The organism is Paraburkholderia sp. CNPSo 3076 (assembly GCF_026343935.1).
In the GTDB taxonomy this organism is placed as follows: Bacteria; Pseudomonadota; Gammaproteobacteria; order Burkholderiales; family Burkholderiaceae; genus Paraburkholderia; species Paraburkholderia nodosa.
On record NZ_JAPMAL010000003.1, the window covers coordinates 92,056 to 118,578 of the forward strand.

Sequence of the window (26,523 nt, forward strand, 5' to 3'; positions counted from 1 at the left end):
CGGGCCCCGCCTTCGCCCTCTCTCTGCGCCCCGCCCGGCCGCGCGTCGCACGTAGTTGCGCGCGCCCGGTTATATTGCGCCTGATGGTCCCGCACGCCGCTTGCGGCTAGTCGCGGACGGCCGGTGCGGACGGCCGGTGCGGACGGCCACCCGCCCAATCTCGCGCCCGTCCCGCGAGCCCCAGCAAACGAACCCGCCCCGCTCATGGAGCACGCCTACGATCATCTGCTGCACCTGCTCGCCGCGCACGCGACGTGGACGCTCGCCTTTGTGGTGGTCGCCGCTTTCCTCGAATCGCTCGCGTTCATCGGCACGTTCATTCCCGGCAGCACGGCGATGTTCATTGCCGGCGCGTTCGCCGCCACCGGCACGATCAACCTCGGCTGGCTCTTCGTCTGCGCCATTGCGGGCGCTGTGGCCGGCGACGGCGTGAGTTTCTGGATCGGCCATCGCTACCGCGGCTCGCTGGCCCAGATGTGGCCGTTCAGCCGCCACCCCGCCATTCTCGAGCGCGCGCACGCCTACTTCGTGAGCCACGGCACGCGCAGCGTGATCCTCGCGCGCTTCATCGCGCCGCTGCGCGCCGTCGTGCCGATCGTCGCGGGCATGGCCGGCATGAAGCCCATGCGCTTCTTCATGATGAACGTGATTTCCGCGCTCGTCTGGGCGCCCGCGCATATCGTGCCGGGCGTCGTGTTCGGCGCCTCGCTCCAGCTCGCGGGCGCGGTGTCGTTCCGGCTGGTGGTCGTCATCGGCATCGTCGCGCTCGCGGTCTGGCTCATCTGGCGCTTCGTACGCATGCTGCTGCTGCACATCGACAACTGGGCGGGTGCGTCGCGGCGCAGCGCGGCACAGTGGGCGGCGCAGCATCCCGGGCTCGCCTCGAAGCGCATCGCCCGTCTGCTCGACCCGGCGCAGCCCGCGCTTGGCCCCGTCATCGTGATCACGGGCCTCGTGCCGGTCTGCGCGGCCGTATTTTCCTATGTGCTCGGCAACGTGCTGCGCGGCGCGCCGCTCGTGCAGATCGACCAGTCCGTGCGCCAGTTCCTGCAATCGATCCGCACCACCTGGGCCGACGCGGCCCTCGCGCGCGTCGAAACGCTCGGCAGCACCTGGACGCTCGCGGCGCTCGTCGCGACGGTTGGCATATGGATGGTGCTGGAGCGGCGTTGGCGCACAATCGCTTACTGGATGATCGCGGCGGCCGTTTCGCAGTTGCTCATCCTCATCCTGCGCTTCGCGATCCACCATACGACGCCGGGCGGCGGCCAGGCCGTCGAGGCCTATGTGTTCCCGAGCGACCGCGTATCGTCGATGGTGATCGTCTACGGCTTCGTGATGTTCCTGCTCGTGCGGCGCGCGAGCATGCTGGAGGCCGCGCTCGTCGCCGCGCTCGGCAACGGGATCATCGTCGCCGTGGCGTTCGCGGGGCTCTACTTCGACCGCTTCCTGTTCTCGGACGCCATCGGCGGCGTGGCCTTCGCCGCGATCTGGGTGGCGATCGTGGTGCTCACCTCGCTCTGGCGCTACCCCAAGCGGCCGCCGCAACGCGCATACGTGCCGCCCATCGTGCTGATCGTGCTGGTCGGCGCCGTTCTGCTGCAGACGGTGCCGGCCGGGCGCATGCCCGCGCCGCCCACGACCGCCGCGACGGCGCCTGTCGTCCTCTCGCAAATGCAGTGGAGCGATTCGCTGTGGAGGACGTTTGCCTGCTATCGCTTCGACATGAAAGGCGCGCGCCGCGAGCCGATGACGATCCAGTGGGCCGCGAACGCCGACGACCTGCGCGCGGCGCTGCGCGACGCGGGCTGGGCCGAAGGTCCGCAGATTTCGGTGAGGAGCGTGCTATCGCTTGTCGCACCGAACGTGGACGTGATGTCGCTGCCGCTGTTGCCGAAGCTGAATAACGGCCTGCCCTCGCCGCTCGTGTTCGCCCGCGCGCGCCTCGCCGGGAAGCCGGGCGACGCGGGCGAGCCGGGCAGCCGCCGCGACGTGCTGCGCTTCTGGCCTTCGGGCTACGCGCTCGCGCCGCGGCGCAATGGAAACGGCAATGGCGATGGCCACGCGGGCGACGGCGAGCCCACGCCGATCTGGGTCGGCTCGCTCGTCCACGAGCGGCTGCGGCGCGGGTCATGGCCGTTCAACGTGGTCACGACCTATCCCGACGACGCTTCCGACCTCAGCGCCCCCGGCCAGCCGGCGGGCTGGCGCACGCTCGCGCTGCCGGGCGACGTGGGCTGCGAAGGGCGGCCCGTGAAGCTGATCGTGCAGGGCGGCCGCTGAAAGGGTAATTGAAGGCTCAGGCCGTGCTCTCGCCCCAGCTTCCCGTGGTATGGAAGCGGTCGATGCGCTTGCGCGCGTCCGCGTAGGCGGCGTCGAGCGCGGCGTCGGGGCCCGTGTAGTTGCGCATCATGTCGTGAAAGCGCACGCTGCGCCCTTCGACATGGGCGTCCGCGCCGTGGCGGCAGATGTAGCCGCTGTAATGGAACAGCGGCTCGGGCGCGCGCGGCCCGAACGCCGGAATCGGCAGCACCCAGATCTCGAAGCCTTCATGCTCGGTGTGGTCCCACATGGTGTGTCTCCTGTCGATCCGGAGTTAGCGCTTCAGCGCTTACTCCGGTCCCATGCAAAGCTGTCGATCCGGAGTTAGCGCTTCAGCGCTTACTCCGGCCTGCCCGTCAGGGCACGTCGATATCATGGTGAGTATCCTCGCACGGCACCCCTCTCGCCTGCAAACGGCCGTTTTCCCCGAGTTTGGCTAAACTATGCGGGCACAGCAGAACCCAAACCCGACTCAGGACTCACGAGCGATACCCCACATCATGACGCCGGCCTCTCTCACGCAGGAACCGCAGTCCGTCTCCAGCGCCGTCACGCGCAACGCCTTCTTCATCGTCGCGACCGTCAACGACGACGCCGCGAGCCGCGCCACCGTGCGCGGCTGGTGCGCCGACGTCGCCAACCTCGTGCGCGCGGTCGGCAAGCGCGTGCCCGCCGGCAATCTGTCGTGCGTGGTCGGCTTTTCGTCCGACGCATGGGACAAGCTGTTCGGCGAACCGCGCCCAGCCGGCCTGCACCCGTTCCGCGAATTCGGCACGGGCGAGCGCAAGGCCATCGCAACGCCCGGCGACATCCTGCTGCACATTCGCGCCGACGAAACCGACCTGTGTTTCGAGCTGGCCACCCAGCTCATGACGCGCCTGGAAGGCGCGGTCACGACCGTGGACGAAGTGCACGGCTTTCGCAACTTCGACATGCGCGCGATGATCGGCTTCGTCGATGGCACCGAGAATCCGACGGGCAACGAAGCCGTCCATTTCACGGTGATCGGCGAAAGCGAAGATCCCGAATTCTGCGGCGGCAGCTACGTGCTCGTGCAGAAGTACATGCACGACATGAAAGGCTGGAACGCGCTTGCCGTGGAGGCCCAGGAGCACATCATCGGCCGCACCAAGCTCCAGGACATCGAACTGGACGAAGCCGTGAAGCCGAGCTGGTCGCACAGCTCGCTCACCACGCTCGAAGACGACGCGGGCAACGAGATCAAGATCCTGCGCGACAACATGCCGTTCGGCCGGCCCGGCTCGGCCGAATTCGGCACCTACTTCATCGGCTACGCGCGCTCGCCCGAGCCGATCGAACAGATGCTCGAAAACATGTTCGTCGGCCTGCCGCCCGGCAACTACGACCGGCTGCTCGACTTCAGCCGCGCCGTCACGGGGGGCCTCTTCTTCGTGCCGTCGCAGACGCTGCTCGAAGCGCTCGCCGAAGTCGACCCGGGCGCCGCGCCCACCATCGAGGTGAGCGCCGACCATGCATCGGAAACAGAAACCGAGCCTGCCGCCGCGCCCAGCGCGGACGGCTCGCTCGCCATCGGATCCCTCAAAGGAGCACCCCGGTATGAATAACCTCCATCGCGAGCTGGCGCCCATTTCCACGGCCGCGTGGTCGCAAATCGAAGAAGAAGTTGCGCGCACCTTCAAGCGCTCGCTGGCGGGGCGCCGCGTCGTGGACGTCGAGGGCCCCGGCGGCCCGGCGCTCGCGGCAGTCGGCACCGGGCACCAGAACGGCATCGAAGCGCCGTTCGAAGGCATCCGTGCGCGCCAGCGCGAAGTGAAGGCGATCGTGGAATTGCGCGTGCCGTTCGAACTCTCGCGCGACGCCATCGACGACGTGGAGCGCGGCGCCGAAGACTCCGACTGGCAGCCGGCTAAGGACGCGGCCACGCACCTCGCGTTCGCGGAAGACCGCGCGATTTTTGACGGCTACACGGCCGCGCAGATCACGGGCATTCGCGAAGGCTCGTCGAACCCGATCCTGCCGATGCCGGCCGATATCGCCGACTATCCGACGATCATCGCCAAGGCGCTTGAACAACTGCGCCTGCAGGGCGTGGACGGCCCGTATGCGGTGCTGCTCGGCTCCGATGCGTACACGGCGGTGAGCGAAGCGAGCGACATGGGCTATCCGATTCTCGAGCACATTCGCCGCCTCGTGAACGGCGAGATCATCTGGGCGCCGGCCATCGAGGGCGGCGCGATCCTGAGCACGCGTGGCGGCGATTTCGCATTCCACCTCGGGCAGGATGTGTCGATCGGGTATTCGTCGCATGACGACAAGAGCGTGAAGCTGTATCTCCAGGAGAGCTTCACGTTCATGATGCTGACTTCCGAGGCGTCGGTGGCAGTGAAACCGGAGTGAGCCTGCGCTGATTCTTGCAGGCCACGAAAAAGGGGCGCTTCCTGGCGAGCGCCCCTTTTTTCATGCCTCGCCGCGAGCGGCGTTCGCGATCACTGATAGAAGTTCACCGTCACGACCGCCGAGCGGCCCGGCGCCCAGGTTGCGTAGATCGGGTACGCGCTCTGGTAGTACTCCTTGTCGAAGATGTTGTTCACGTTGAGCTGCAGATCGATCTTCTTCGACACACGCCACGTCGCCGCAGCGTCGAAGCGCGCATAGCCCGGCGTCCACTTGCGCGACGTCGCTGAAACCGACGCATACGTCAGGCTCGAAACCGTTGCGCCCGCACCCACTGTGAGCTTCGGAAGCACGTCGTAGCTCGTCCACAGCGTGAAGTTGTGCTTGGGCACCATCACCATCGGCAAGCCGGAGAGCGCGGGGCTGGCAGGGCCCGCATCGGTCGTGATCGCATCGAGGTACGAATAGCCGCCGAACACCGACCACTTGTTCGTCACGTTGCCCGCGAAACCAAATTCGAAGCCGCGCACGCGCTGCGAGCCCGCATTGATCGTGCCGCCCAGGCCGTCGCTCACGCGCGCGTTGGTTTTGTCGGTCTGGAACAACGCCGTGGTGAGCGAGAGGCGCTGATCGAGCACGTCCCACTTCGCGCCCACTTCGATATTGCGCGAGCGCTCGGGCGCGAGGTCCTTGTTCGTGGCCGTGATCTGGTCCGTGCCGCCGCCAAGACCCGAATTCGAGCCCGGCGGATTCGCCGAAGTGCCGTACGACGCATAGAGGCTCAAGGTCGGCACGGGCTTGAACACGAGGCCGAACTGGTAGCTGAAGAGATTCGACGTGTTCGACAGATCGGCCACGCCCGCCTGCTGCGCGCTCACGTCATAGCGGTCGAAGCGCAAGCCCGCGTTGAAGATCCAGCGCTCGGAAAGCTGCACGCTGTCGAACAGGTACGCCGACGCGATATTCGTCTGCGTATGCGTGGCAGGCCCCGGGAAGCCCTTGTCGCCATTGAGGACGATGCTGCCCGTCCACGGATTGTTCGGGTTCCAGTTGTTGATCGACGCGCAGTTGTACGCAACCGGGCACGGGCCGCCCGAGCGGATGTTGTTGCCCGCCGAATCGCTCACGAGATAGCCCTCGTACAGGTCCTGCTCGTGGCTGAATTCCACGCCTGCCGTGAACGTATGGCGCATGCCGTACAGGTCGAACTTGCCGTTCGCCTCGGTCTGGTTCGCGACGCTGTTGGTCGCGTACTTGCCGCTCTTGGCCTGCAGGCTGAGGATGTTCGAGGTCGCGCTCGTCAACTGCGGATTGGTCGCCACGTAGTCGAGTGTCGAGCGGCCGAACATCGTCGTGTTCTTGATCTTCCACGCGTCGTTGATGCGGTGCTCCACCTTCACTTCGCCCGTGTCGGTCTGGCCGTAGCGGTAGTCGCGCGTGTTCAGGCCGTAGAACTGGCCGCGGTTGGACGACACCGGCGTGCCGCCCGTCGAGCGGAACGGCACGCTGAAGTCGGGCATGTCGTAGGTGTTCAGGTGGTAGTAGCTCACCGTGACCGTGGTCGGCGTGTTCAGGCCGAACGCGATCGAGGGCGCCACGCCCCAGCGTTTGCTGTACACGTCGGTGCGACCCGCCTGGTCGGCGTCGTGGCCCATGGCGTTCAGGCGGAACGCGGTGGTGTCGTTGAGCGTCTGGTTCCAGTCGATGGTGGCGCGCCTGTAGCTATCGGTACCAAGGCCCACGCTGCCGTTGATGAAGTTGTCGGCCTGCGGCGTTTTCGTCGTGATGTCAATGCTGCCGCCGACCGACCCGCGCCCGGCATACACCGAGTCCGGACCCTTGATGACGCTGATGTTCTGCACGTCGAAGGTTTCGCGGTTCTGCACGCCCGAGTCGCGCATGCCGTCCACGAAGATCGAGTTGCGCGACTCGAAGCCGCGAATCACGGGCCGGTCCGCAGACGGATTCGCCGCCGCGTCGCCGCCCAGGAACGTGATGCCGGGCACCGTGCGCAGCGCGTCCTGAAACGTCGTGACGTTCTTCTCCTTGAGCACTTGCTCCGGAATCACCGTGATGGAGCGCGGCGTGTCGATGAGCGGCGCGGTGAACTTGTACGACTCGAGCGTTTTGGTCTGCATGTCGGAAGGCGCCGAAACGACCTTTACGGCGGGCAGCGTGCTTTCCGCGGCCGCGGTGGACGATGCCGGCGTAGCCGCCGCTGCGCTCGCGGCGGGGCTATCGGCGGCGGGAGCGGTCTGCGCGTGAACCAAAGGCGATGCGAAGAAACCGGAGCAATAGAGCGCAGCGACGGAGGCGATGGCGCGCATCCGCGTCGGGAAATGGACGGACATGAGTAAGCGTGTTGGTCGGCGAATTGTCGTAATTGCAAATGCGCATGATTCTCATTTGTGATATCAATTGTAATAACTCGTCATTTTTTTGTAAACGTTCAATTCGCAATTCGTATAGCGATGCCATGGGGCCGCCGCGCCCGACTGCCGGTATCATGGCGGCCTCGCCCAGGACGATGTGTCGTCCGCGCGCCCGGTTCCATTCACGAAGACAGAGGAAGACCGCCATGACGGCAGCAGCACAATTCGACCAGGTTTCCGTAATCAAACGCGCCAACGTCTACTTCGACGGCAAGTGCGTGTCGCACACCGTGCTGTTCGCCGACGGCTCGCGCAAGACGCTCGGCGTGATCCTGCCGGGCACGCTGAACTTCGGCACCGACGCCGCCGAGCTGATGGAAGTGCAGGCCGGCCAGTGCCGCATCCGCCTCGAAGGCACCGACGAGTGGAAGACCTACAGCGCCGGCGAGTCGTTCTCGGTGCCGGGCAAGAGCCGTTTCGACATCGACGTGATCGAGACGCTCGACTACGTTTGCAGCTACCTGTAAGCGCGGCATCGATTCGAACGCCCGCCGCTTGATGCGCGGCGGGCGTTTTTGCTTGTGCGGGGCGCGCTGAACGTGCTGGACGCGCCGCCCTCATGCCTTCGCTAGAATGGGCGCCAGCCCGTCGCCTACGGCTACGGCGCGGGGCACATCATCGGTAGTGAGAGCTTTTTGCAGGGCGTGACGGATACCGCGCCCTGGCGGCGCGTGGCGGTGCTCGTGGCGTGCGGGCTGATCGGCGGAGGCGGATGGTGGGCGCTCTATCGTTACGCGCGCCCGCTCGTGAGCATCAGCGCGGCGATTAAGCCGGGCGGCAAGCGCACGCCCATTTTCGCGCCGACCGTGCACGCGCTGCTGCAGATCGTGACCGTCGCGATGGGTTCGCCGCTCGGGCGCGAAGTCGCGCCGCGCGAGATCGGCGCCGCGTTCGCGAGCTGGCTCGCGAAACGCACGGGCCTCACCGCCGCACTGCGCGAGCCGTCGGCGCGCGAATCCTCCGACTGAACCGCTAAACGCCGAGGTCCGCCAGTGGATGCGCCTCGCCGCGCCACGGCGACGCAAGAAAATGCTGCACGCGTTCGGTCCGCACTTCGACGAGCGTGGCGGGCGCCCAGCGCGGCTTGCGATCCTTGTCGACGAGATGCGCGCGCACGCCTTCGCAGAAGTCGCCCTCCTCGATCGCACGGCCAACGATGCCAAGCTCCATGCGAAAACACTCGGCGAGCGTCATCTGGCGGCCTCGCAATAGCGCTTCGCGCGTGACTTCGAGCATCGTGGGCGAATAGTGTGTGAGCGCTTCGAGTGTGGCTTCGAGCCACGCTCGTTCGGCTTGCGCGTGTTCGCGTTCGAGGTCGGCGCGCAGCGCTGCGACGATCTGCTCGACACGCAGGCGGCGGTCGAAGTGCCGCGCGATGAGCGGCGTGAACGAAGCGAGCGCGCCATCGTCAGCCTCGTGACACGGCGCGACGAATACTTCGCGCAGCGAAGCATGCACATCGCCTGACCATCGCGCCGCCAGCAGACGCGCCTCGTAGCCATCGAGCCATTCGCCCGGCACGCAGGCATCCGCAAGGCCGCAATGCAGCGCGTCCGCGCCGCTGAGCATTGCCCCGGCCAGGCCCACGTAAAGCGCCATTTCCACCGGCATCTTCGCGAGGAAGTGCGTCGCGCCCACATCGGGCAGGAGCCCGATGCGCGTTTCCGGCATCGCGATCTTCGTGCGCGAAGTCGCCACGCGCAGCGCCGCCGCCTGGCCGAGACCCATGCCGCCCCCCATCGTCACGCCGTCGAGCAGCGCGACGAGCGGCTTGGAAAACGTGTGCAGCGCGTAGTCGAGACGATATTCGTCGACGAAGAATTGCTGCCAGCCGTTCGCGCCTTCGCGCGCTTTCTCGCGTGCGAGCGGATAAATCGCGCGCACGTCGCCGCCCGCGCAAAAGCCTTTCGGGCCCGCACCTTCCAGCACGAGTGCGACGATGTCGTCGTCCGTGCGCACGCGTTCCAGCAGCACGGCCAACTCGCGCACCATGGCGTGCGAAAGCGCGTTGAGCGCAGCCGGCCGGTTGAGCGTGACGATCGCCACACGATTGACTACGCGAAACAGCACGTCCTGTTCGGCTTCCGTTACGGCCTGGGTGGAAGCGGGTGATGCATTCATTGCCTAGCTCTCCGTTTCAATATGCCAGCGCGGTTTGCGTTTTTCCAGAAACGCGTTGACGCCTTCGCGCTGGTTGGGCGAATCGAACAGATCGACGAAGCGCTCGCGTTCGACGGCGAGCGCGGCGCCGCGCGGCACGCCATTGCGCGCCTGATGGATCAACGACTTGCTGAAGGTGACCGCTTGCGGGCTCAAGCTCGCAACACGCGCGGCCATGGCGAGCGCGGCCTCGCGCGCGCCTCCGGTTGCGACGACTTCCTCCACGAGACCGATGCGCAGCGCCGTTTGCGCGTCCACGCGTTCGCCCGTGAGGATGATGCGCTTGGCCCAGCCTTCGCCCACGAGCCATGGCAAGGTCTGCGTGCCGCAGCCGGAGGGCAGCAGCCCCACGGCAGGCTCGGGCAGCGCGAGTTGCGCATGCTCTTCGGCAATGCGGATATCGCACGCGAGCGCACACTCCAGGCCGCCGCCCATCGCATAGCCGTTGATCGCCGCGATGACCACGGGCCGCGCCTTCTGCAGCGCCTCGAATGCCGCGCCGAACGCGCTCGCCGCCGTGCGCGCGACCTCGCGATCGCCACTGGCGAAGGCATTGAGGTCGGCGCCCGCGCTGAAAAATTTCGGCCCGCTGCCGGTGATGACGACCGCGCGCACCTGCGGCTCGCGGTCGAACGCTTCGACGACCTGCTGGAGCTGACGCAAACCATCGGTCGTAAAGGCGTTCGCCGGCGGCCGCGACAGCGTGAGCAGGGCCACCGCGCCTTCATGCGCGTACTCGAATTCGATCATTTCGGACTCCGTGTGGATATCAGCGAAGCTCGGGAAAATCCTCTTCCCAATACTCGTCGGGCTGGCGCGCGGGTTCGGCGCTGCGCTCCATTTCGCGTCGGCGCAGCTCTACGCGGCGGATCTTGCCCGAGATGGTCTTGGGCAAGTCGCTGAACTGCAGGCGGCGAATGCGCTTGTACGGCGCGAGCTTTTCGCGCGAGAAGCGGAACACCTCGCGTGCGAGTTCGGGGCCCGCCTCAAAGCCCTGACGCACGATGACGAAGGCCTTCGGCACCGAGAGGCGCAGCTCGTCCGGGCTCGGCACGACCGCCGCCTCGGCGATCGCCTCGTGCTCGATCAGCACGCTTTCCAGCTCGAACGGGCTCAGACGGTAGTCGGACGACTTGAACACGTCGTCGGCGCGGCCCACGTAGACGTAAGAGCCGTCGTCGCGACGCAAGGCGACATCGGACGTGTGGTAGTAGCCGTTGCGCGTGGCGTATTCGCTCGCCTTCGCATTGTTCGCGTAGCCCGTCATCAGGCCGAGCGGACGGTGTGCCGAATCTCGCCCAACCGGTAGCGCGATTTCGCCCTCGCTCGCGGGATGATCGTCGGCATCGACGAGTTCCACGCGATAGCCCGGCAACGGCCGTCCCATCGAACCCGCCACCACGGGCTGGCCCGGCGAGTTGCCGATCTGGCAGGTGGTTTCGGTCTGGCCGTAACCGTCGCGGATCGTAATGCCCCACGCGTGACGCACGCGCTCGATGATCTCGGGATTGAGCGGCTCGCCCGCGCCGACGATCTCGCGCAGCTTCACCGCATACGTTGCGAGCGGCTCCTGCACGAGCATGCGCCACACCGTGGGCGGCGCGCACAGCGTGGTCACGCCGCATTGCACGAGTGCGGCGAGCGTGTCTTTCGGTACGAAGCGCGCGTAGTTGTAGACGAACACGCAGGCCTGCGCGTTCCACGGCGCGAAGAAGCAGCTCCACGCGTGCTTGGCCCAGCCCGGCGAACTGATGTTCCAGTGGACGTCGCCGGGCATGAGGCCGATCCAGTACATCGTCGAGAGGTGGCCTACGGGGTAGCTCTCGTGCGTGTGTTCGACGAGCTTGGGCTTCGAGGTCGTGCCCGAGGTGAAATAAAGCAGGAGCGGGTCGGCGGCGCGCGTGGGGCCGTCGGGTTCGAACGCGGGGCTCGCTTCGTACGCGCGCGACAGGTCGATCCAGCCTTCGCACGCGTTGGGCGCTGCGCCTACCGCTATGCGCTTCACGCCCGCGTCGAGCGCATCGAATTTGCCGAGTTCGGCGGCATCCACGACGACGTAGCGCGCACCGCCCGTTTCCACGCGTTCGCGCACGTCGTCGGGCGAGAGCTGCGTCGTCGCGGGCAGCACGATGGCGCCCAGCTTCATCGCCGCCAGCATCACGTCCCAGAGTTCGACGCGATTGGGCAGCATCAACAGCAAGCGGTCGCCACGTGCAACCCCCTGCTCGCGCAGAAAATTCGCCATGCGCGACGAGCGCTCCGACATCTGCGCGAACGAATAGCGCGTGCCGCCGTCCGCGAGGTCGTCGACGATCCAGAGCGCCGGGTTGTCGTTGCCGCGCGCCATCACGTCGAAGTAGTCGATCGCCCAGTTGAACGTGTCGAGCTTCGGCCACGCGAATTCATCGTACGCGCGTGCGTAGTCGGTACGGTGACGCAGCAGCAGCTCGCGTGCGTCGATGAAGGCCTGCGCGGAAGGGGTGAACCCGGTCATCGTCGTCTCCTGTCGAGCCGGAGTTAGTGCTTTAGCACTTACTCCGGTCCCATGCATAGCTATGGCGCATACGCGCTCGCTTATTATTGCTTCGCCATCCTCATGACTTATCAAAGCTGCCGTGCAATCACCATCCGTTGCACTTCGCTGGTGCCTTCATAAATCTGCGTGATGCGTGCATCGCGGTAGTGGCGCTCCACCGGATAGTCATTCAGGAAGCCGTAGCCGCCATGAATCTGAATCGCGTGGGAGCACACTTCCTCGGCCATTTCGGAAGCATAGAGCTTGGCCTGCGAAGCCTCGGAAAGGCACGGCTTGCCAAGCGTGCGCAGCCGCGCCGCGTGATGCACCAGAAGCCGCGCGGCGTTGATGCGCGTATGCATGTCCGCCAGCATGTTAGCCACGCTCTGATGCTTGATGATGGGCTCGCCGAACTGCACGCGTTCATGGGCATAGGCACGCGCCGCATCGAAGGCCGCGCGCGCGATGCCCAGCGCCTGCGCGGCAATGCCAATGCGTCCGCCTTCGAGATTCGCGAGCGCGATCTTCAACCCTTCGCCGCGCTGGCCGAGCAGATTCGCTTCGGGAATCGCGCAGTCCACCAGCGAGATCGGGCAAGTGTCCGAAGCACGGATGCCCATCTTCTTCTCGTGCGGCCCGACGTTAAAGCCCGGCGTATCGGTCGGGACGATGAACGCGGAAATGCCGCGCTTGCCAGCGTCGGGATCGGTCACGGCGAACACGATGGCAATATTCGCGCGCGAGCCGTTGGTCACGAACTGCTTGTTGCCGTTGAGCACCCACTTGCCGTCGCGCAGTTCGGCGCGCGTGCGCAGGTTGTTCGCCTCGGAGCCCGCCTGCGGCTCGGTCAGGCAAAACGCGCCGATCAGCTCGCCGCTCGCGAGCTTGCCGAGCCAGCGGTCCTTTTGCGCGTCGGTGCCGAACTGCAGGATCGGCCCGCAGCCCACCGAGTTGTGCACGCTCACGAGCGTCGCGCACGAGGCGCAGCCGGCCGCGATCTCCTCCATGGCGAGCGCGTAGGCCACGTAGTCGGTGTACGAGCCGCCCTGCTCCTGCGGCACGATCATGCCGAGAAAGCCCAGTTCGCCCAACTGCTTGACCACCTCGTCCGGCAGCCTGCCGTCGCGGTCCCATTGCGCCGCATTCGGCGCCAGCTGCCCGCTTGCGAAGTCGCGGGCGGCGTCGCGAATCATGCGCTGGTCGTCGGTGTAGAACTCGTCCATGTGTGTCCCCTTCCTGTATCTCTTGCGCTTACCTTCCACTGTGGCGCGATGCGGCCCCGGCTGCAAGACTTGTGAAAAGTGTAGGCACGCGGGCGACCGTATTCGATGCCCGCCACGCTCAAAGTCGCTGATCGGATTTACCATAACGGCTGTGATAACCCTTTGGGAAGCGGCTCTGTGCAACCGGCGAGAACGCAAACACTGAGCGAAAAAGGCACGATCTCGATGAGCCTCGTGAACGAGACGCTCGCGCTGGCGCGCGCGGCCGGCCTCGAAACCGCACCGCTCACCGATGCCGCCGGCATCGCGCCGGCCGTGCTGCTCGCGCCCGCGGCGCGCGTGAGCGCGGCGCAATACGGCCAGTTGTGGTCAGGCATCGCGCGCGCCCTCGACGACGAATTCTTTGGCCAGGATTCGCACGCGATGAAAAGCGGCAGCTTCATCGCCATGACGCACTCGGCGCTCGGCGCCAGCACGGGCCGCCAGGCGCTGCAGCGCGCCGTGCACTTCATGCGGCTCGTGCTCGACGATCTGTCTGGCGAGATCGACATCGACGCCGCCCGCGTGCGCGTCACGCTCTCGCATCGCGCGGGCAAACCCACGCCCACCCTGTTCGCATACGCCACCTGGTTCATCCTCGTCTACGGGCTCGTGTGCTGGCTCGTGGGGCGGCGCATTCCGCTTCTCGCGGCGCGCTTTCGCTGCGCGCAGCCGGACGCCGCGCACGACTACCAGCTCATGCTCTGCGACGACATGGCGTTCGATCAGCCGTCCACCTGGTTCGAATTCGCGCCCGGCTTTCTCGAACTGCCCGTGATCCAGACTGCCGGCTCGGCGCGGGCGTTTCTGCGCAACGCGCCCGGCAACTTCGTCGTGAAGTACCGTAATCCGGGCTCGTTCGCCGCTCGCGTGCGTCGCGCGCTGCGCGCCCTGCCCGTCACCGCGTGGCCCGATGCCGACGCCATCGCACGGCGCCTGAACGTGGCGCCCGCCACGCTGCGCCGGCGGCTGGGCCAGGAAGGCCACAGCTGCCAGTCGATCAAGGACGAATTGCGCCGCGACCTGGCGATCGCGGCGCTGCAGGAGCCGGGCCGCTCAGTCGCCGATGTCGCCGCCGCGGTCGGGTTCGCGGAGCCGAGCGCGTTTCATCGCGCGTTCCGCAAATGGACCGGCCAACGCCCGACGGACTACCGCACGGCAAACGCTCGCAACGACTTTTCGAAGCGTCGCGGGTAACCCAGGAAGCCCCCGATCCCCTTTGACTTAATGAGATAGCGCCTATACTTTTAGGGATATCCCTAATATGAAAGGCCTTGCCATGAACTCCCTTCCGCGTGTAGCGCTCGGCGTCCTCGCCGCAGCGTGCTGCTTCGCGTCGGCTGCGGCGGTGGCCCAACCGTACGATCCCTCACAACCGCTGACTCGAGCGCAGGTCCGTGCGGATCTGATCGAATGGCGGCAGGCGGGCTACGACCCGCTCGACTGGATCGACTACCCGGAAAACGCGCAACGCGCGGGCGCGATCGTCGCGCAGCGGCGTGCGGCGCGCGCCGGATATGGCGCTCCCGCCGGTCAAATGCAGCAGTAATCGCTTGATTGCAGCACGGCCGCAGTAACCCGGCACCGGGCGAAGCAACGCCAGGCGCCTGCAAGCGGTCGTGCCCATTGCCTCCCGCCACGGGCGCACTCGCCGCGCCCTCTCACGCTTGCTACCGCAACGCGCGCTGTTGTAACCGTTCCACGCTCACGACGACGGCTTTTCTGCGCTCGACGAACAATTGTTTACAATCGCGCCCGTAGCCGCACGCTGCGGCATGCGCGCGCGTGCATGGGCACATCAAGGACCAGCCGCGCCGGCTACACGCAAGACACCACACCAACAAGCAGCGAACAACCCGCTCGACTCTCAAGGGCCCGATCTTCATGGACGCCATCAAACGCTATTTCGGTTTCGAAGAAGCAGGCACCAACCTGCGCACCGAACTGCTCGCCGGTATCACGACTTTCCTCACGATGGCTTACATCATCTTCGTGAATCCGGCCATTCTCGGCGACGCCGGCATGCCGAAGGAAAGCGTATTCGTCGCCACCTGCCTCGTCGCGGCGCTCGCCTCGCTCGTCATGGGCCTCTACGCGAACTACCCCATCGCGCTCGCGCCCGGCATGGGCCTGAACGCGTATTTCGCCTATACGGTCGTAAAGGGGATGGGCTTCACGTGGCAGGCCGCGCTCGGCGCGGTGTTCATCTCCGGGTGCCTGTTCTTCATCGTCACGCTGCTGCGCGTGCGCGAAGCCATCGTCAATGGCATTCCACATTCGATCCGCGTGTCGATCACGGCGGGTATCGGTCTCTTCCTCGCGATCATCTCGCTGAAGACCTCGGGCGTGGTGGTCGGCAGCCCGGCCACGCTCGTCGAACTCGGCAACCTGCACGATCCGCACACGATCCTCGCGATCATCGGCTTCTTCGCCATTGTCACGCTCGACGTGCTGAAGGTGCGCGGTGCGATCCTGATCGGCATCGTGGGTGTCACGATTCTCTCGTTCTTCTTCGGCGGCAACCAGTTCCACGGCGTCTTCTCGCCGCCGCCGTCGATCATGCCGACTTTCGCGCAGCTCGACATCAAGGCGGCGCTCTCCACTGGCGTGCTCAACGTGGTGCTCGTGTTCTTCCTCGTCGAGCTGTTCGATGCGACCGGCACACTGATGGGCGTGGCCAACCGTGCCGGCCTGCTCGTGCACGGCAAGATGCACCGCCTGAACCGCGCGCTGCTCGCGGATAGCACCGCGATTCTCGCGGGCTCCATTCTCGGCACCTCGTCGACCACGGCGTATATCGAAAGCGCCTCGGGCGTGCAGGCGGGCGGCCGCACCGGCATGACCGCGCTCACCGTGGCCGTGCTGTTCCTCGCGTGCCTGTTCGTCGCGCCGCTCGCGGGCGTCGTGCCGGGCTACGCCACGGCGCCGGCGCTGCTCTACGTCTCGTGCCTGATGCTGCGCGAACTCGCCGATCTGCCCTGGGACGACGCCACCGAAGTCGTGCCTGCCGCCCTCACGGCGCTTGCCATGCCGTTCACCTACTCGATCGCCAACGGCGTGGCGTTCGGCTTCATCTCGTATGCGGGCCTGAAGCTCCTCACGGGCCGTGTACGCGATGTGAAACTGATCGTATGGATCATCGCCGCCGTGTTCCTGTTCCGGTTCTTCTATCTCGGCAACGCGTAAAAGCAAAAGGGTGGCTTCGCGCCACCCTTTTTGTTTTGATTCGCCGCCGCCCCCCTCAGAATCAAACTTCCCAGCCGCATGGCTGCCCCGCACGGCGCGTCCTCCTTATCATAGGGAACTATCGTCAGATTCCCCGCGCATCAGGAGCCGCCACGTGGCAACTTACTCCGCCGCAACCGAACGCTACACGAAGCCCACCATCTTCTTTCACTGGGTCATCTTCCTGCTCATCGCGCTCGCCTATCTGGCGATCGAGATGCGCGGCCCCAAGGGCACGGACAGCCGCGTGTTCTGGAGCAACGTGCATTTCTGGGCGGGCTCGCTCGTGCTCGCGCTTGCCGTGCTGCGCCTCGCGTGGCGTCTTTGGCGCGGCGCGCCCGCGGAGATCGACTCGAACGCGCTGCTGTCGTTTCTCTCGCGCCTCGTGCATCTCGCGCTCTACCTGTTCATCTTCGTGCAGCCGGTCCTCGGCATTTTGATGATCAACGCCGGTGGCCATCCGGTCACGCTCGCGGGCCTCGATCTGCAGATCACGCTCGTCGGCCCGGACCCCGCCGCGCGCCAGTTCCTCAAAGACGCGCACGTGCTGATCGGCAACCTGTTCTATTGGGTGATCGGGCTGCACGCGCTCGCGGCGATCGCGCATCACGTCGTATTCCGCGATAACACGCTGCGCCGCATGATCTAGCGACAGGGCAGTACATGCGTAAACCAAAGCCGCGCCCCAACGGGCGCGGCAAAAAAATTCAGTTGAACCGAACGCGCCCGCGTCTTGCGGGCGCCTTTGTGTTGACTACGCGCTGGCGTGGGCCTGCACGAAACGCACGTAGCCGCTGCGCAGCACGAGACACTGCGCACGTGTTTCGGAGAGCAAACGGCGCGCGCAAGCCTCGATGCGGTCGCGATGATGGTCGAACGCGCTCAGCATGTCTTCGGCGCGCGGCGAAGCCGCCCCGAAGTGGTCTTCCAGCGCCGCCGCCGTGATCAGACACTCCACCCGCTCGCCATCGATCATCGCCGGAAACGCCAAGGTCAGGTCTGGGCCCGAGTACTCGGGCACCTCATTCGGAAACATGATCTGCATGGTGGTCGCCTTTGGTGGAGGGTGAAAAGGCCGCGTTCAACCGTCCTCGGGCTGCCCCAACCTGGTGCCTGGGAACACCCCGATCCGGCTCGCGCGGATCAACACCAACCCTGGCGAACGACACGTTCGCGCAGGTTGATTTGATTCACTTTAGACGACTTCCTGCCGCCCGCAAAGTCGACGTTGTCACACACCTGAAATAGCCAGCGGCGTCTTCGTCCGATCCCTTTTTCGCAGGTGCAGCATGCGCGTGCGCCGTTGCGCGCACAAACACTCTCCTCCCCGGCCCTGCGCCAACGCGCTGCGCCGGTTGCGGCATCGCACCATGCGCGCCACCCGGGCGCGTCAGGTTTCGCGATGCCGGGGCTGATCGAGATCTTCGAGGTCCTTCGGGTGCAGGGTGAGCATCACCACGAACGCGACGATTCCAAGGGCCACGGTCACCATTCCGGAGAGCACGACGTCGTTCTCGTCGAAGATCAATCCGTCAATCGCATACCCGAGGCCAAAGAGCGCAACGAACGTGGCGAGCACCGCCACCACGATCCTCAATTCGCCGTGCACCATGACGAACTCCGCTACTCAGCGGGGGCGCGACGCGAATGCGCCCTCACCTTCATCATGGCACCCGCGCCGGTAAACTCAAGGCGCAGTTGAGGCACCATCGCGGCTTGAACCGGGCTTCAACCCGGCTTCAACCCGGCTTCAACCCGAATAGGCAGCCGCCGCGTATCCTGTACCATGAACTGCCCCAGAGGCGCCGCTCGCGCACTTGCCATGCTGCGCCGCAGCGTAGCGCCCAAAACGACTGGAGACACGAGTGACCCGACGCCCCGTCACGCCGCACGACGCGGCCCGCGCGGACGCCATCGCGCAGGCTCACGCGCGCTCGCGCGCACTCGGGCTGCGCGCCACCGAGGCGCCCGAGTTCGACGCGCTGGCCGGCACCGACCTGCGCGAGCTGATCGACACGAACCGCACGCTCTATCATCAGGCGCGCCCCGTCATGGACGCCTTGCATGCGCAGATCGTCGATACGCAGAGCATGGTGCTGCTCACCGATCGCAACGGGGTGATCCTCCACAGCTTCGCCGACAGCGACTTCGTCGAGAAAGCGCAGCGCGTCGCGCTGCGCCCGGGCGTTTCCTGGGCCGAGCAGCATCGCGGCACGAATGCCATCGGCACGGCGCTCGTGGAAGGCCAGCCAACCACGGTGCATGCGGGCGAGCATTTTTTGCGCGCCAATCACATTCTCACCTGTTCGTGCGCGCCGATCGCGGATCCGTACGGTCGCACGCTCGGCGCGCTCGACGTGAGCGGCGAGTCGCGCGGTTTTCACAAGCACACGCTCGCGCTCGTGCGCATGTCGGCGCAGATGATCGAGAACCATCTGTTCAACACCGAATTCGCCGATGCCATCCGGCTCCAGTTTCATGCGCGAGCGGAATTCATTGGTACGCTCTACGAAGGTTTGGCGGCATTCTCGGCCGACGGCACGCTCCTCTGTGCAAACCGCAGCGCCCTGTTCCAGTTCGGCGCGCCGCTCGCCGAGTTGCAGCAGCGCGAGTTCGCGGCGCTCTTCGGCCAGCCGTTCGCGGCGTTCATGCAGCAGCTCATGCGCGCGACCCGCGAGCCGCTCACGCTCACACTGCCAAGCGGCGTGCGCGTGATCGCGCGCGCCACGCCCGGCGCGGCCACGTCGGGCGTCGCTACGTCGGGCGTCGCTACGTCGAGCTTCGCTACGTTCGCGCACAGCAGTGCCTTACCCGAGACGTCCCGCTCGCCATACGCGCCTGCGCCCGCCCAGGCGAAAGCGCCCAACGCCGCCGGCACCACGCCGCAGCCCACGCTCGCCGAACTCGACACCGGCGACGCGCGGCTCGCCGCCGCCCTGCAGCGCGTGGCGCGCGTGCGCGGCCGCGACATTCCCGTGCTCGTGCTCGGCCGCACCGGCACCGGCAAGGAATGGCTCGCACGGGCGCTGCATCGCGATTCGCCGCGCCGCGACGGTCCGTTCGTCGCGCTCAACTGCGCCGCACTGCCCGACACGCTGATCGAAGCGGAGCTGTTCGGCTACGAGGACGGCGCCTTCACGGGCGCGAAGCGCCGCGGCAGCGCCGGCAAGATCGCGCAGGCGCATGGCGGCACGCTGTTTCTCGACGAGATTGGCGACATGCCGCTTGCGCAACAGGTGCGGCTCATGCGCGTGCTGCAGGAGCGCGCCGTCGTGCCGCTCGGCGGTACGCGCGCCGTGCCGGTGGATTTGCGCATCGTCTGCGCGACGCACCGCGACCTGCGCGCGATGATCGCCGAAGGCACGTTCCGCGAGGATCTCTACTACCGCATCAACGGCCTCGTCGTCACGCTGCCGGCGCTGGCCGAGCGCACCGACCTCGACGCGCTCGTCGCCCGTATGCTCGAGATCGTGCGGCGCGAGGCGCCGGGCGCGCCCGCGCGTCTCACGCCGGCCGTTCGGGCGTGCTTCGCGCGCTGCCGCTGGCCGGGCAATCTGCGTCAGCTCGCGAGCGCCCTGCGCACGGCGGCGATCATGGCCGAAGGCGAAGACGCCATCGACATGGAGCATCTGCCCGAAGACCTCATGCACGATTGCGACCCCGCGAGCGACTGCGCGGAGCCGTCCGCCGATGCCACGGCTGAATACCAGACAAGCGACACGGAACACGAGCCCGCGCGCCTCTCCGTCTGGCAGTCGCGGCTCATCGAAGAGACCCTCGCGCGCCACAGCGGCAATGTTTCGGCGGCGGCTCGCGAACTCGGTCTCGCACGCAACACGGTCTATCGGCATCTGCGTCAGCGCCGCTGAGCGCACCGGACAGGCAGGAGCGAAGCAGGAGGCGAGGCGCGGCTTCTGCCCACAGCGACGCCAGGGTAAGCTTGGCGGATCGCTTCCCGCACTGCGCCCATGGCCTCCGCTCAGGAAATCAACCGCTTCCGGCGCAATCTCGCCGACGAGCTCGACAGCGCCGCTGTTTACGACACGCTATCCGCGGTCGAGAAAGACGACGAGCGCCGCCGCATCTTCGCCGAACTCGCCGCCTCCGAGCGCGAGCATGCGAGCGTCTGGCGCGAGAAGCTCGCTGCCAACGGCGTCACGCCCCCGCCGCATCGGCGCAGCGCGAAAACTCGCTTGCTGCAAACGCTCACACGCTCGTTCGGCCCTTCGCTCGTGCTGCCCACCGTCGCCGCCGCCGAATACGCCGACCGCGACCGCTACGCGCGCGAACCCGGCGCCGAGAAGCTCTCCGCCCAGGAGCAGCAGCACGCCGCCATCGTGCAGGCGATCGTCGCGAAGAAGCGCGAGCCCGAACACGGCCACGGCCACGGCGAAGCGATCGGCGCCGCCGAATCGTGGCACAAGAGCGCGACGTCGGGCAACGACCTGCGCGCAGCGGTGCTGGGGGCGAACGACGGGCTCGTCTCGAACTTCTGCCTGATCATGGGCGTGGCGGGCGCGGGTAGCGTCAATCGCACAATTTTGCTCACGGGGCTTGCGGGCCTCGTGGCTGGCGCCTGCTCCATGGCGCTCGGCGAATGGCTCTCGGTGACCAACGCGCGGGAGCTCGCGCGCACGCAGCTCGCGAAGGAAGCCGACGAACTCGAGCACACGCCCGACGCCGAGCGCCACGAGCTCGCGCTGATCTATCAGGCGAAGGGCGTCGATCCCGATGAAGCGCGCCGCGTGGCCGCCCAGATCATGCGCAACAAGGACGAGGCGCTCAATACGCTGGCGCGCGAGGAGCTTGGCATCGACCCTAAAGAGTTGGGCGGCAATCCGTGGTCGGCCGCCGTCGTCTCGTTTTGCCTCTTCTCGCTCGGCGCGGCGTTTCCGACCGCCCCGTTCCTGTGGGCGCACGGCGTCACGGCCATCGCGCAGTCGGTGGCGCTGAGCGCGTGCGGGCTCGCCCTTGTCGGCGTGTTCACGTCGCTCTTCAACGGGCGCAGTGCAACCTTCTCGGCGTTCCGGCAGATCGTGATCGGGCTCGCCGCGGCTGCGTTCACGGCGGGTGCGGGGCGGCTGCTCGGGGTGTCGCTTTCATGAGCGATATGAGCCACGAAAGCGAGCAGGACGGCCCGCCACATGTGCCCGTCGTCCGCGTGGAACCGCTCGGGCGCAGCTTCGAAGCGCCGCCCGAACTGACCTTGCTCGAAGCGGCGGCGTTCGAGGGCATCCGTCTGCCGCGCATGTGCCGCAACGGCACCTGCCGCGCCTGCCTGTGCCGCGTGGTGAGCGGCGAAGTGAGCTTCACGATCGAGTGGCCCGGATTGAGCCGCGAGGAAAAAGCCGAGGGCTATGTGCTGACCTGCGTGGCCGTCGCGCGCACGGATCTCGTGCTCGACGTGCCAGAGGCGGAAGCCATGTAGCGGCTGCAAAACGCAGAGCCCGGATGCGAAACGGCCCGCGAATCGAATTCGCGGGCCGTTTTTATCTGCGTGCTGCCGACAGGCTTACTGACCGCCGAAGTACACCGATCGCGGACCGGTGCGAGCCGCTTCCGACACATAGCGAGCGCCCGCAACCGACGTCGAGTTGCTCACACCGCCGAACGAGCCATCGGTCTGGGCGACCGGCGCGGCCGTCTGGGTGGCGACTGCAGCCTGATTGCGGCTCGTTTGCTGGAATTCAACGAGTTGCTCGCGCACTTGCTCGCGGGTCAGACCTTGATCGGCCTGGGCGAAAGCGGCCAGCGGGGCGGCCAGAGCAACGGTGACGGCAACAGCCTTGAGAAGCGACTTCATGGTGACAACCTCCGGAATTATTTGACGTCGATGCGCAACGACGGTGCATACCCTGTCGTGCTCCGCCGGCTCGCTGCGACTCGCCGCATCGGCTGGCTGTGAGTGGATTCTAGGCAAGCGCCCCGGCCGGATACAGACTGTTTCAGGCGAATTGGAATTACGGATTTCGCAATAATCCGGCGAGATTTTAGGGCCGGGTGTTTCACGGCCTTCACACCTTATTGCACGTGCCTGGCACAATACTTCAGGAGATTTCGAACCCGATTGTTGTCGCAAAGAGAACACTGAATTCGTTTTCTAAGTATTTACCCTGACCCTCGGCCCGCATACATTGTCGGAATGGGCCACGCCGATGCGATGGCTCCTCACAAAAAATCGGAGGTTAGTCATGAAGTCGATTCTGAAGGCAGCTGTGCTCGCCGCCATCGTCGCCGTGCCCGCCGCTGCGTTCGCGCAGGCACAACCCCAGCAACAACCTGTGACCCGTGCCGAAGTTCGGGCCGATCTCGCGCAACTGCGCGCCGCCGGCTACGATCCGAGCGACTGGATGCACTACCCGGAAAACATTCAGGCTGCCGAAGCCAAGATCGCAGCGCAGCGCGCTACGGCTTATGGCCCGTCGACGAATGGAACGTCGCAATCGAGCCAGTAAGTTTCGCGACAACCCCGGCTGTGACGCCGGGTTCTCGTGCAAAGCATCAGGCCCGCCCTCGTGAGAGTGGCGGGCCTGATTCGTTTTGAAACGGATTTCCGGCTCGGCGCGGATCATGGCGCACCACGAAGCCGCGCCAGTGTGAGCGGCAAGCCCGCATCAACGGCCGCCCGGTCCGCCGCCACCGTGACCGCCACCGCCATGGCCTCCGCCGCCATGGCCGCCGCCGGGGCCGCCCCCATGACCGCCGCCCGGCGGCCCCCAAGGTCCGCCGTGACCGCCACCGTGACCACCCGGACCTCCACTGTGCCAGCCACCGCCGCCGCCGTGCCAGTCGCCGCCGTGATAATCGCGACCGCCGCCACCGCCCCAGACGCCGATGTTCACGCTGCCATATGTCGGCGCATAGCCCGGCGCGTAGCCGCTGTAATAGCCGGTGGAGTACGGCTGGCCATAGCCGCCGTAACCATAGTCGTAGCCCGGGGCCACCGCACACCCGGCAAGGAGCGCGATGGCGCCCACCGTGAGAACGAACTTGAACATAGCGAACCCTCCTTTCTATTTGTAAGAAAGAAGAATCAGCGTTAAGTTCTTATTGAATTGTGAGCACGGGTTACCGCTGTAACGCTGAACGCGCCTCTACGCGGCGCGTAGACGCCCGCTCCGGGATTTAGCCGCGACGGCCGAGCGCGTCCTCTATTTTCCGGTCGGTCTTGAACTGGCTGAGCGAATACACGGCCCAGATCGCGGCCGGAATCCACCCGACCAGCGTAACTTGCAGGATCAGGCAGACGATGCCCGCAATCGGACGCCCAATGGTGAAGAACAGGAGCCAGGGCAGGATCAGCGCAATCAGTAAACGCATTCGGCGAAACCTCTAAAGCGTGGAAAAAGACGAGTGTGAAAAGAATCAGTTGACGGGCGCGAAGCGCGGCACGAGTCCGCCTTCATACTCGACGAGTTCGAAGAACACGTTGGAGGGCCGCGTCCAGATCGTACCGTTCGCCGCGCGATACACGATCATCGTGACGGAAGGATCCGATTCGAGCGTCGCCTCGCAAACCAGTTCGTAAATGCCGCCCTTGTAGTGCCTGTAGCGCACCATCGTGTTCCCCTCTTCGAGTGCGCAAGCCGTCCCTGCGCGACTGCGCCAGTGTAACAAGGGAAAGCGGCATGCGGACCCGTGTAGCAGACGCCGGCAGGCAAGCTTCAGCGTGACATCACTTCGCGCGGCGCCGCGCCGGACGCGCATCGGACGCAGCCGGCGCGGCGCCGCAGATCAGCGCGACGCCGGCCACCGCCATGGCGCGCAGCGAGGCCCGCGAATCGCCGGCCCGCGCGCGCAGCGCCATGCTGTGCAATAGCGCGGAAGCGAGGCGCGCCAGCATCGGCGCGCTGGCATCGGGCGGCAGCTCGCCTTGCACGAGCGCCGCGCGCAGGCGCCGCTCGAACGCCTTGTCGAACGTGCGCAATCCAGCGGCAAGACGCTCGCGCACCGCGTCGTCGCTGACGGCTTCCACCGCCGCCGTGCCGATCAGCAGGCAGCCGCGCGCTGCGTCGTGCGCCGGCAGATACCAGCCGAGCGCGCCGTCGAATACACGCATCAGCGCCTCGCGCAGCGGCACGGCGCTGTCCAGCGCGGACTCCATCGCCGTGCGCCCCGCTTCCACGTAGCGCTCCATGGTCTGCAGATAGAGCGCGTGCTTGTCGCCGAATGCGCCATAAAGGCTCGGCCGGTTCATGCCGGTCGCCTCGCTCAGGTCGTCGAGCGACGTGCCTGCATAGCCATTGCGCCAGAACGTATCGCGCGCGCGGGCGAGCGCCTCTTGCGGATCGTAGGCGCGCGGCCGCCCACGCGGGCGGCTATCCTTTTTTGTACTGGATTGCATAGAAATATTGGATCGGCGATTTTTGTTCACTATAGTACAAAATTCGAAAAGCCCGAAAACCCGCAACGGAGGATGACGATGGATCTGTATTTTGCCCCGCTGGCGTGCTCGCTCGCCACGCGCATCGCGCTCTACGAGGCAGGCGCGCAGGCACGCTACATCCAGGTCGATACGCTCACGAAGCAGCTCGCCGAAGGCGGCGACTTCTTCGCCGTCAACGCACTCGGCCAGGTGCCCGTGCTGCGCGAGGACGACGGCTGGACGCTCACCGAAAACTCGGCGGTGCTGCCGTGGGTGGCCGACCGTTTTCCCGAGGCACGGCTCGCGCCGCCAGCGGGCACACGCGAGCGCGCGCGCCTGCAGCAATGGCTTGGCTTCATCGGCACCGAGCTGCACAAGGCCGTGTTCGTGCCGCTGCTCGGCAAGGACGTGGACGAAGCCGTCAAGGAGTATGCGCGCGGCAAGATCCCGCGCCGCTTCGGCTTGCTCGCGCAGCATCTCGAATCGCGCACCTTCCTGCTTGAGGAGTTCAGTGTGGCGGACGCCTATCTCGTGACCGTGCTGAACTGGGCGCCGTACGTGGGCATCGATGTGTCGCAATGGGAGGCCGTCGCGACCTACGCGCAACGCGTGCGCGAGCGGCCCCCTGTTGCGAGAGCCTTCGCCGAAGAGTACGAGATCTTCAGGCGCACGCGGCACTGAGGCGCGCTTTGCCGGCTATTTTTTTCGCCCGGCAAGCGCTTTTTTGTCGTGCGATAACGTTGCGGTCGCCACATTCGTCGGAGCCGCACAATGGCCACGCTCGAAGCCTTGCGCATCGTCCTCGACGACCCGCATACGCCCGAAATCATCCGCAATCACGTCATCGACTCATTGCAGTACGCGCTGCGCAATCACGGCCAGGTGTTCGCCGCGAAAGAGATCGAATGGCTCGCCACGTGGGACGATGCGCGCATTCCGCTCGCGGCTTCGAAGGAGCTGCGCCGGCGCGTAGGTCAGGGCTGACGCGCGCCTTGCACATTCAGCCGTTCGCGAGATCCGCGAACACCGTCTTAAGATCGCGGCCCGCGCGCGCACGCGCCTGCTGCACCACCCGCTCCTCCAGCTCGCCTAGATGCGCACGCATCGTGGCGAGCGCCGCCGCCAGGTCCCCCGCCTCGAGCGCCTCGATGATCTGCGCGTGCTCGTCGGGCGCGCACATCGACGCCTTCGACGGATCGAACAAGGCCTTGTAAAGCTCCGTTTTCGCGACCAGTTGCGCCAGCGCTTCCACGAGCGCAGCGCCGCCCGCCTGCTCGGTCAGCAGCAGATGGAACTGCCCCGCGAGGCGCACCGCTTCGTCAACGCGCGCCTCGCGCAACGCCTTCTTCTCGCTGCGCACGTGGGCCGCGAGCTTGCGCCGCATCGCGGCGTCGAGCGTGCCGCACAGGCTCACCATGACGCCCGCTTCGGCCACCTGGCGCGCGCGGTACACGGCGCGAATGTCGTCCTCGGAGGGCGAAGGCACGAACGCGCCGCGATTGGGTTCGAGCACGAGTTTGCCTTCGAAGCCGAGGCGCGCCAGCACCTTGCGCAACGCGCCGCGCGTGCAGCCGAACGCCGCCGCGAGTTCGCGCTCCACCAGTTGCTGGCCCGGCGCGAGCTTGCCTTCCAGCAGCGCGGAAGAAATCGACGCATAGACATGCGCTTCGACATCGGACGGTTCGTCGGTATCGCGGGGCGGAGCGAGGCGGGAGGATTGGGCCATGGGCAGGCGCGCTAGCTGGGTTGGGTCGGTGGGTCAGGTCGCATTGTAGCGAGCCCCATGGCGAGGCGATATAGACGCGCGCCCATACTCGATCGCCCATGCCGGACATAGCTGGCATGGGCTAATTGTTAACAATTATT

General features: G+C 66.3%; 28 protein-coding genes and 1 pseudogene. 15 read left to right on the forward strand and 14 right to left on the reverse strand.

What is annotated here, in order from left to right; genetic code table 11:
• Positions 1-204: 204 nt before the first annotated feature.
• On the forward strand, positions 205-2,283 hold the full coding sequence (locus M3A49_RS04190; RefSeq protein ID WP_266227584.1) for a VTT domain-containing protein: 2,079 nt from the start codon (positions 205-207) through the stop codon (positions 2,281-2,283).
• 16 nt (positions 2,284-2,299) lie between these two features.
• Here the strand turns inward: M3A49_RS04190 and M3A49_RS04195 are convergent, their stop codons facing one another.
• Entirely contained in the window at positions 2,300-2,572 is a 273-nt protein-coding gene (locus tag M3A49_RS04195) for a hypothetical protein (RefSeq protein ID WP_051481238.1), read from the reverse strand.
• Between the two features lie 250 nt (positions 2,573-2,822).
• On the opposite strand from M3A49_RS04195, the gene M3A49_RS04200 reads away from it, so the two are divergent.
• Both M3A49_RS04200 and M3A49_RS04205 read left to right on the forward strand, forming a co-directional pair.
• A complete protein-coding gene (locus M3A49_RS04200) occupies positions 2,823-3,908 on the forward strand; it encodes a Dyp-type peroxidase (protein ID WP_266227585.1) in 1,086 nt (361 codons plus the stop codon).
• The gene (locus M3A49_RS04205) at positions 3,901-4,701 is read left to right on the forward strand and encodes a family 1 encapsulin nanocompartment shell protein (protein ID WP_266227586.1); all 801 of its coding nucleotides are present in this window, start codon (positions 3,901-3,903) and stop codon (positions 4,699-4,701) included. The genes M3A49_RS04200 and M3A49_RS04205 overlap by 8 nt, the downstream gene beginning before the upstream one ends.
• A gap of 89 nt (positions 4,702-4,790) precedes the next feature.
• On the opposite strand, the gene M3A49_RS04210 is transcribed toward M3A49_RS04205, so the two are convergent.
• Positions 4,791-7,049: a TonB-dependent receptor gene (locus M3A49_RS04210; RefSeq protein ID WP_266227587.1), complete on the reverse strand. Its 2,259-nt coding sequence runs from the start codon at positions 7,047-7,049 to the stop codon at positions 4,791-4,793.
• A gap of 227 nt (positions 7,050-7,276) precedes the next feature.
• Between M3A49_RS04210 and M3A49_RS04215 the strand changes: the two genes are divergently transcribed.
• Both M3A49_RS04215 and M3A49_RS04220 read left to right on the forward strand, forming a co-directional pair.
• A complete protein-coding gene (locus tag M3A49_RS04215) occupies positions 7,277-7,597 on the forward strand; it encodes a pyrimidine/purine nucleoside phosphorylase (protein WP_254337311.1) in 321 nt (106 codons plus the stop codon).
• Between the two features lie 114 nt (positions 7,598-7,711).
• Positions 7,712-8,062: pseudogene (locus M3A49_RS04220) on the forward strand (chloride channel protein); the annotation flags it as partial.
• 40 nt (positions 8,063-8,102) lie between these two features.
• On the opposite strand, the gene M3A49_RS04225 reads toward M3A49_RS04220, so the two are convergent.
• From M3A49_RS04225 to M3A49_RS04240, 4 genes are all read right to left on the reverse strand, one after another.
• Complete coding sequence (locus tag M3A49_RS04225; protein ID WP_266227588.1) at positions 8,103-9,251, reverse strand: enoyl-CoA hydratase/isomerase family protein; 1,149 nt, start codon at positions 9,249-9,251, stop codon at positions 8,103-8,105.
• A gap of 3 nt (positions 9,252-9,254) precedes the next feature.
• The gene (locus M3A49_RS04230; RefSeq protein ID WP_266227589.1) at positions 9,255-10,040 is read right to left on the reverse strand and encodes an enoyl-CoA hydratase; all 786 of its coding nucleotides are present in this window, start codon (positions 10,038-10,040) and stop codon (positions 9,255-9,257) included.
• Between the two features lie 19 nt (positions 10,041-10,059).
• On the reverse strand, positions 10,060-11,784 hold the full coding sequence (locus M3A49_RS04235) for an AMP-binding protein (protein ID WP_266227590.1): 1,725 nt from the start codon (positions 11,782-11,784) through the stop codon (positions 10,060-10,062).
• Positions 11,785-11,894: 110 nt separating this feature from the next.
• Entirely contained in the window at positions 11,895-13,028 is a 1,134-nt protein-coding gene (locus tag M3A49_RS04240) for an acyl-CoA dehydrogenase family protein (RefSeq protein WP_028202584.1), read from the reverse strand.
• A gap of 225 nt (positions 13,029-13,253) precedes the next feature.
• On the opposite strand from M3A49_RS04240, the gene M3A49_RS04245 reads away from it, so the two are divergent.
• The 4 genes from M3A49_RS04245 (at position 13,254) to M3A49_RS04260 (ending at position 16,941) form a co-directional block, all read left to right on the forward strand.
• Positions 13,254-14,264, forward strand: a complete 1,011-nt coding sequence (locus M3A49_RS04245; RefSeq protein WP_266227591.1) for an AraC family transcriptional regulator — start codon at positions 13,254-13,256, stop codon at positions 14,262-14,264.
• An 82-nt stretch (positions 14,265-14,346) separates the two neighbouring features.
• Positions 14,347-14,616 (forward strand): DUF4148 domain-containing protein, encoded by a 270-nt coding sequence (locus tag M3A49_RS04250; protein ID WP_254357496.1) that lies wholly within the window; start codon positions 14,347-14,349, stop codon positions 14,614-14,616.
• 335 nt (positions 14,617-14,951) lie between these two features.
• Complete coding sequence (locus M3A49_RS04255; protein ID WP_042266599.1) at positions 14,952-16,253, forward strand: NCS2 family permease; 1,302 nt, start codon at positions 14,952-14,954, stop codon at positions 16,251-16,253.
• Between the two features lie 154 nt (positions 16,254-16,407).
• The gene (locus M3A49_RS04260) at positions 16,408-16,941 is read left to right on the forward strand and encodes a cytochrome b (protein ID WP_266227593.1); all 534 of its coding nucleotides are present in this window, start codon (positions 16,408-16,410) and stop codon (positions 16,939-16,941) included.
• Positions 16,942-17,046: 105 nt separating this feature from the next.
• On the opposite strand, the gene M3A49_RS04265 is transcribed toward M3A49_RS04260, so the two are convergent.
• On the reverse strand, positions 17,047-17,337 hold the full coding sequence (locus M3A49_RS04265) for a DUF1488 domain-containing protein (protein WP_028202589.1): 291 nt from the start codon (positions 17,335-17,337) through the stop codon (positions 17,047-17,049).
• A gap of 345 nt (positions 17,338-17,682) precedes the next feature.
• Positions 17,683-17,904: a DUF2964 family protein gene (locus M3A49_RS04270; protein WP_266227594.1), complete on the reverse strand. Its 222-nt coding sequence runs from the start codon at positions 17,902-17,904 to the stop codon at positions 17,683-17,685.
• 253 nt (positions 17,905-18,157) lie between these two features.
• Between M3A49_RS04270 and M3A49_RS04275 the strand changes: the two genes are divergently transcribed.
• The 3 genes from M3A49_RS04275 to M3A49_RS04285 all read left to right on the forward strand — a co-directional run bounded on the left by M3A49_RS04275 (position 18,158) and on the right by M3A49_RS04285 (position 21,720).
• Positions 18,158-20,161 (forward strand): sigma-54-dependent Fis family transcriptional regulator, encoded by a 2,004-nt coding sequence (locus M3A49_RS04275; RefSeq protein WP_266227595.1) that lies wholly within the window; start codon positions 18,158-18,160, stop codon positions 20,159-20,161.
• A 99-nt stretch (positions 20,162-20,260) separates the two neighbouring features.
• Positions 20,261-21,397: a VIT1/CCC1 transporter family protein gene (locus tag M3A49_RS04280; protein WP_266227596.1), complete on the forward strand. Its 1,137-nt coding sequence runs from the start codon at positions 20,261-20,263 to the stop codon at positions 21,395-21,397.
• Positions 21,394-21,720 (forward strand): 2Fe-2S iron-sulfur cluster-binding protein, encoded by a 327-nt coding sequence (locus tag M3A49_RS04285; protein WP_266227597.1) that lies wholly within the window; start codon positions 21,394-21,396, stop codon positions 21,718-21,720. The genes M3A49_RS04280 and M3A49_RS04285 overlap by 4 nt, the downstream gene beginning before the upstream one ends.
• Positions 21,721-21,804: 84 nt before the next feature.
• Here M3A49_RS04285 and M3A49_RS04290 read toward each other — a convergent pair whose 3' ends face one another.
• Positions 21,805-22,095 (reverse strand): DUF4148 domain-containing protein, encoded by a 291-nt coding sequence (locus tag M3A49_RS04290; RefSeq protein WP_266227598.1) that lies wholly within the window; start codon positions 22,093-22,095, stop codon positions 21,805-21,807.
• A gap of 388 nt (positions 22,096-22,483) precedes the next feature.
• On the opposite strand from M3A49_RS04290, the gene M3A49_RS04295 reads away from it, so the two are divergent.
• Positions 22,484-22,747 carry a DUF4148 domain-containing protein gene (locus M3A49_RS04295; protein WP_254357489.1) on the forward strand — a complete coding sequence of 88 codons (264 nt, stop codon included), beginning with the start codon at positions 22,484-22,486 and terminating at the stop codon, positions 22,745-22,747.
• A gap of 159 nt (positions 22,748-22,906) precedes the next feature.
• On the opposite strand, the gene M3A49_RS04300 is transcribed toward M3A49_RS04295, so the two are convergent.
• From M3A49_RS04300 to M3A49_RS04315, 4 genes are all read right to left on the reverse strand, one after another.
• On the reverse strand, positions 22,907-23,290 hold the full coding sequence (locus tag M3A49_RS04300; protein ID WP_266227599.1) for a hypothetical protein: 384 nt from the start codon (positions 23,288-23,290) through the stop codon (positions 22,907-22,909).
• A 127-nt stretch (positions 23,291-23,417) separates the two neighbouring features.
• The gene (locus M3A49_RS04305) at positions 23,418-23,612 is read right to left on the reverse strand and encodes a YqaE/Pmp3 family membrane protein (protein WP_028202596.1); all 195 of its coding nucleotides are present in this window, start codon (positions 23,610-23,612) and stop codon (positions 23,418-23,420) included.
• A 45-nt stretch (positions 23,613-23,657) separates the two neighbouring features.
• Positions 23,658-23,852 (reverse strand): DUF1653 domain-containing protein, encoded by a 195-nt coding sequence (locus tag M3A49_RS04310; protein WP_028202597.1) that lies wholly within the window; start codon positions 23,850-23,852, stop codon positions 23,658-23,660.
• Between the two features lie 115 nt (positions 23,853-23,967).
• On the reverse strand, positions 23,968-24,636 hold the full coding sequence (locus tag M3A49_RS04315; RefSeq protein ID WP_266227600.1) for a TetR/AcrR family transcriptional regulator: 669 nt from the start codon (positions 24,634-24,636) through the stop codon (positions 23,968-23,970).
• 78 nt (positions 24,637-24,714) lie between these two features.
• Between M3A49_RS04315 and M3A49_RS04320 the strand changes: the two genes are divergently transcribed.
• Together M3A49_RS04320 and M3A49_RS04325 are read left to right on the forward strand one after the other, a co-directional pair.
• A complete protein-coding gene (locus M3A49_RS04320; protein WP_266227601.1) occupies positions 24,715-25,338 on the forward strand; it encodes a glutathione binding-like protein in 624 nt (207 codons plus the stop codon).
• A 90-nt stretch (positions 25,339-25,428) separates the two neighbouring features.
• A complete protein-coding gene (locus M3A49_RS04325) occupies positions 25,429-25,641 on the forward strand; it encodes a hypothetical protein (RefSeq protein ID WP_028202600.1) in 213 nt (70 codons plus the stop codon).
• Positions 25,642-25,657: 16 nt separating this feature from the next.
• Here the strand turns inward: M3A49_RS04325 and M3A49_RS04330 are convergent, their stop codons facing one another.
• A complete protein-coding gene (locus tag M3A49_RS04330; protein WP_028202601.1) occupies positions 25,658-26,383 on the reverse strand; it encodes a GntR family transcriptional regulator in 726 nt (241 codons plus the stop codon).
• Between the last annotated feature and the right edge of the window lie 140 nt (positions 26,384-26,523).

Bases quoted from the DNA above. Each gene is read 5' to 3' on its own strand.
- M3A49_RS04205 (WP_266227586.1), top strand. From the start codon at position 3,901: ATGAATAACCTCCATCGCGAGCTGGCGCCCATTTCCACGGCCGCGTGG.
- M3A49_RS04300 (WP_266227599.1), bottom strand. From the start codon at position 23,290: ATGTTCAAGTTCGTTCTCACGGTGGGCGCCATCGCGCTCCTTGCCGGG.
- M3A49_RS04310 (WP_028202597.1), bottom strand. From the start codon at position 23,852: ATGGTGCGCTACAGGCACTACAAGGGCGGCATTTACGAACTGGTTTGC.
- M3A49_RS04320 (WP_266227601.1), top strand. From the start codon at position 24,715: ATGGATCTGTATTTTGCCCCGCTGGCGTGCTCGCTCGCCACGCGCATC.
- M3A49_RS04290 (WP_266227598.1), bottom strand. From the start codon at position 22,095: ATGAAGTCGCTTCTCAAGGCTGTTGCCGTCACCGTTGCTCTGGCCGCC.
- M3A49_RS04280 (WP_266227596.1), top strand. From the start codon at position 20,261: ATGGCCTCCGCTCAGGAAATCAACCGCTTCCGGCGCAATCTCGCCGAC.
- M3A49_RS04225 (WP_266227588.1), bottom strand. From the start codon at position 9,251: ATGAATGCATCACCCGCTTCCACCCAGGCCGTAACGGAAGCCGAACAG.
- M3A49_RS04195 (WP_051481238.1), bottom strand. From the start codon at position 2,572: ATGTGGGACCACACCGAGCATGAAGGCTTCGAGATCTGGGTGCTGCCG.
- M3A49_RS04190 (WP_266227584.1), top strand. From the start codon at position 205: ATGGAGCACGCCTACGATCATCTGCTGCACCTGCTCGCCGCGCACGCG.
- M3A49_RS04270 (WP_266227594.1), bottom strand. From the start codon at position 17,904: ATGGTGCACGGCGAATTGAGGATCGTGGTGGCGGTGCTCGCCACGTTC.
- M3A49_RS04215 (WP_254337311.1), top strand. From the start codon at position 7,277: ATGACGGCAGCAGCACAATTCGACCAGGTTTCCGTAATCAAACGCGCC.
- M3A49_RS04235 (WP_266227590.1), bottom strand. From the start codon at position 11,784: ATGACCGGGTTCACCCCTTCCGCGCAGGCCTTCATCGACGCACGCGAG.
- M3A49_RS04330 (WP_028202601.1), bottom strand. From the start codon at position 26,383: ATGGCCCAATCCTCCCGCCTCGCTCCGCCCCGCGATACCGACGAACCG.
- M3A49_RS04200 (WP_266227585.1), top strand. From the start codon at position 2,823: ATGACGCCGGCCTCTCTCACGCAGGAACCGCAGTCCGTCTCCAGCGCC.
- M3A49_RS04245 (WP_266227591.1), top strand. From the start codon at position 13,254: ATGAGCCTCGTGAACGAGACGCTCGCGCTGGCGCGCGCGGCCGGCCTC.
- M3A49_RS04250 (WP_254357496.1), top strand. From the start codon at position 14,347: ATGAACTCCCTTCCGCGTGTAGCGCTCGGCGTCCTCGCCGCAGCGTGC.
- M3A49_RS04230 (WP_266227589.1), bottom strand. From the start codon at position 10,040: ATGATCGAATTCGAGTACGCGCATGAAGGCGCGGTGGCCCTGCTCACG.
- M3A49_RS04255 (WP_042266599.1), top strand. From the start codon at position 14,952: ATGGACGCCATCAAACGCTATTTCGGTTTCGAAGAAGCAGGCACCAAC.
- M3A49_RS04295 (WP_254357489.1), top strand. From the start codon at position 22,484: ATGAAGTCGATTCTGAAGGCAGCTGTGCTCGCCGCCATCGTCGCCGTG.
- M3A49_RS04305 (WP_028202596.1), bottom strand. From the start codon at position 23,612: ATGCGTTTACTGATTGCGCTGATCCTGCCCTGGCTCCTGTTCTTCACC.
- M3A49_RS04240 (WP_028202584.1), bottom strand. From the start codon at position 13,028: ATGGACGAGTTCTACACCGACGACCAGCGCATGATTCGCGACGCCGCC.
- M3A49_RS04210 (WP_266227587.1), bottom strand. From the start codon at position 7,049: ATGTCCGTCCATTTCCCGACGCGGATGCGCGCCATCGCCTCCGTCGCT.
- M3A49_RS04285 (WP_266227597.1), top strand. From the start codon at position 21,394: ATGAGCGATATGAGCCACGAAAGCGAGCAGGACGGCCCGCCACATGTG.
- M3A49_RS04265 (WP_028202589.1), bottom strand. From the start codon at position 17,337: ATGCAGATCATGTTTCCGAATGAGGTGCCCGAGTACTCGGGCCCAGAC.
- M3A49_RS04315 (WP_266227600.1), bottom strand. From the start codon at position 24,636: ATGCAATCCAGTACAAAAAAGGATAGCCGCCCGCGTGGGCGGCCGCGC.
- M3A49_RS04325 (WP_028202600.1), top strand. From the start codon at position 25,429: ATGGCCACGCTCGAAGCCTTGCGCATCGTCCTCGACGACCCGCATACG.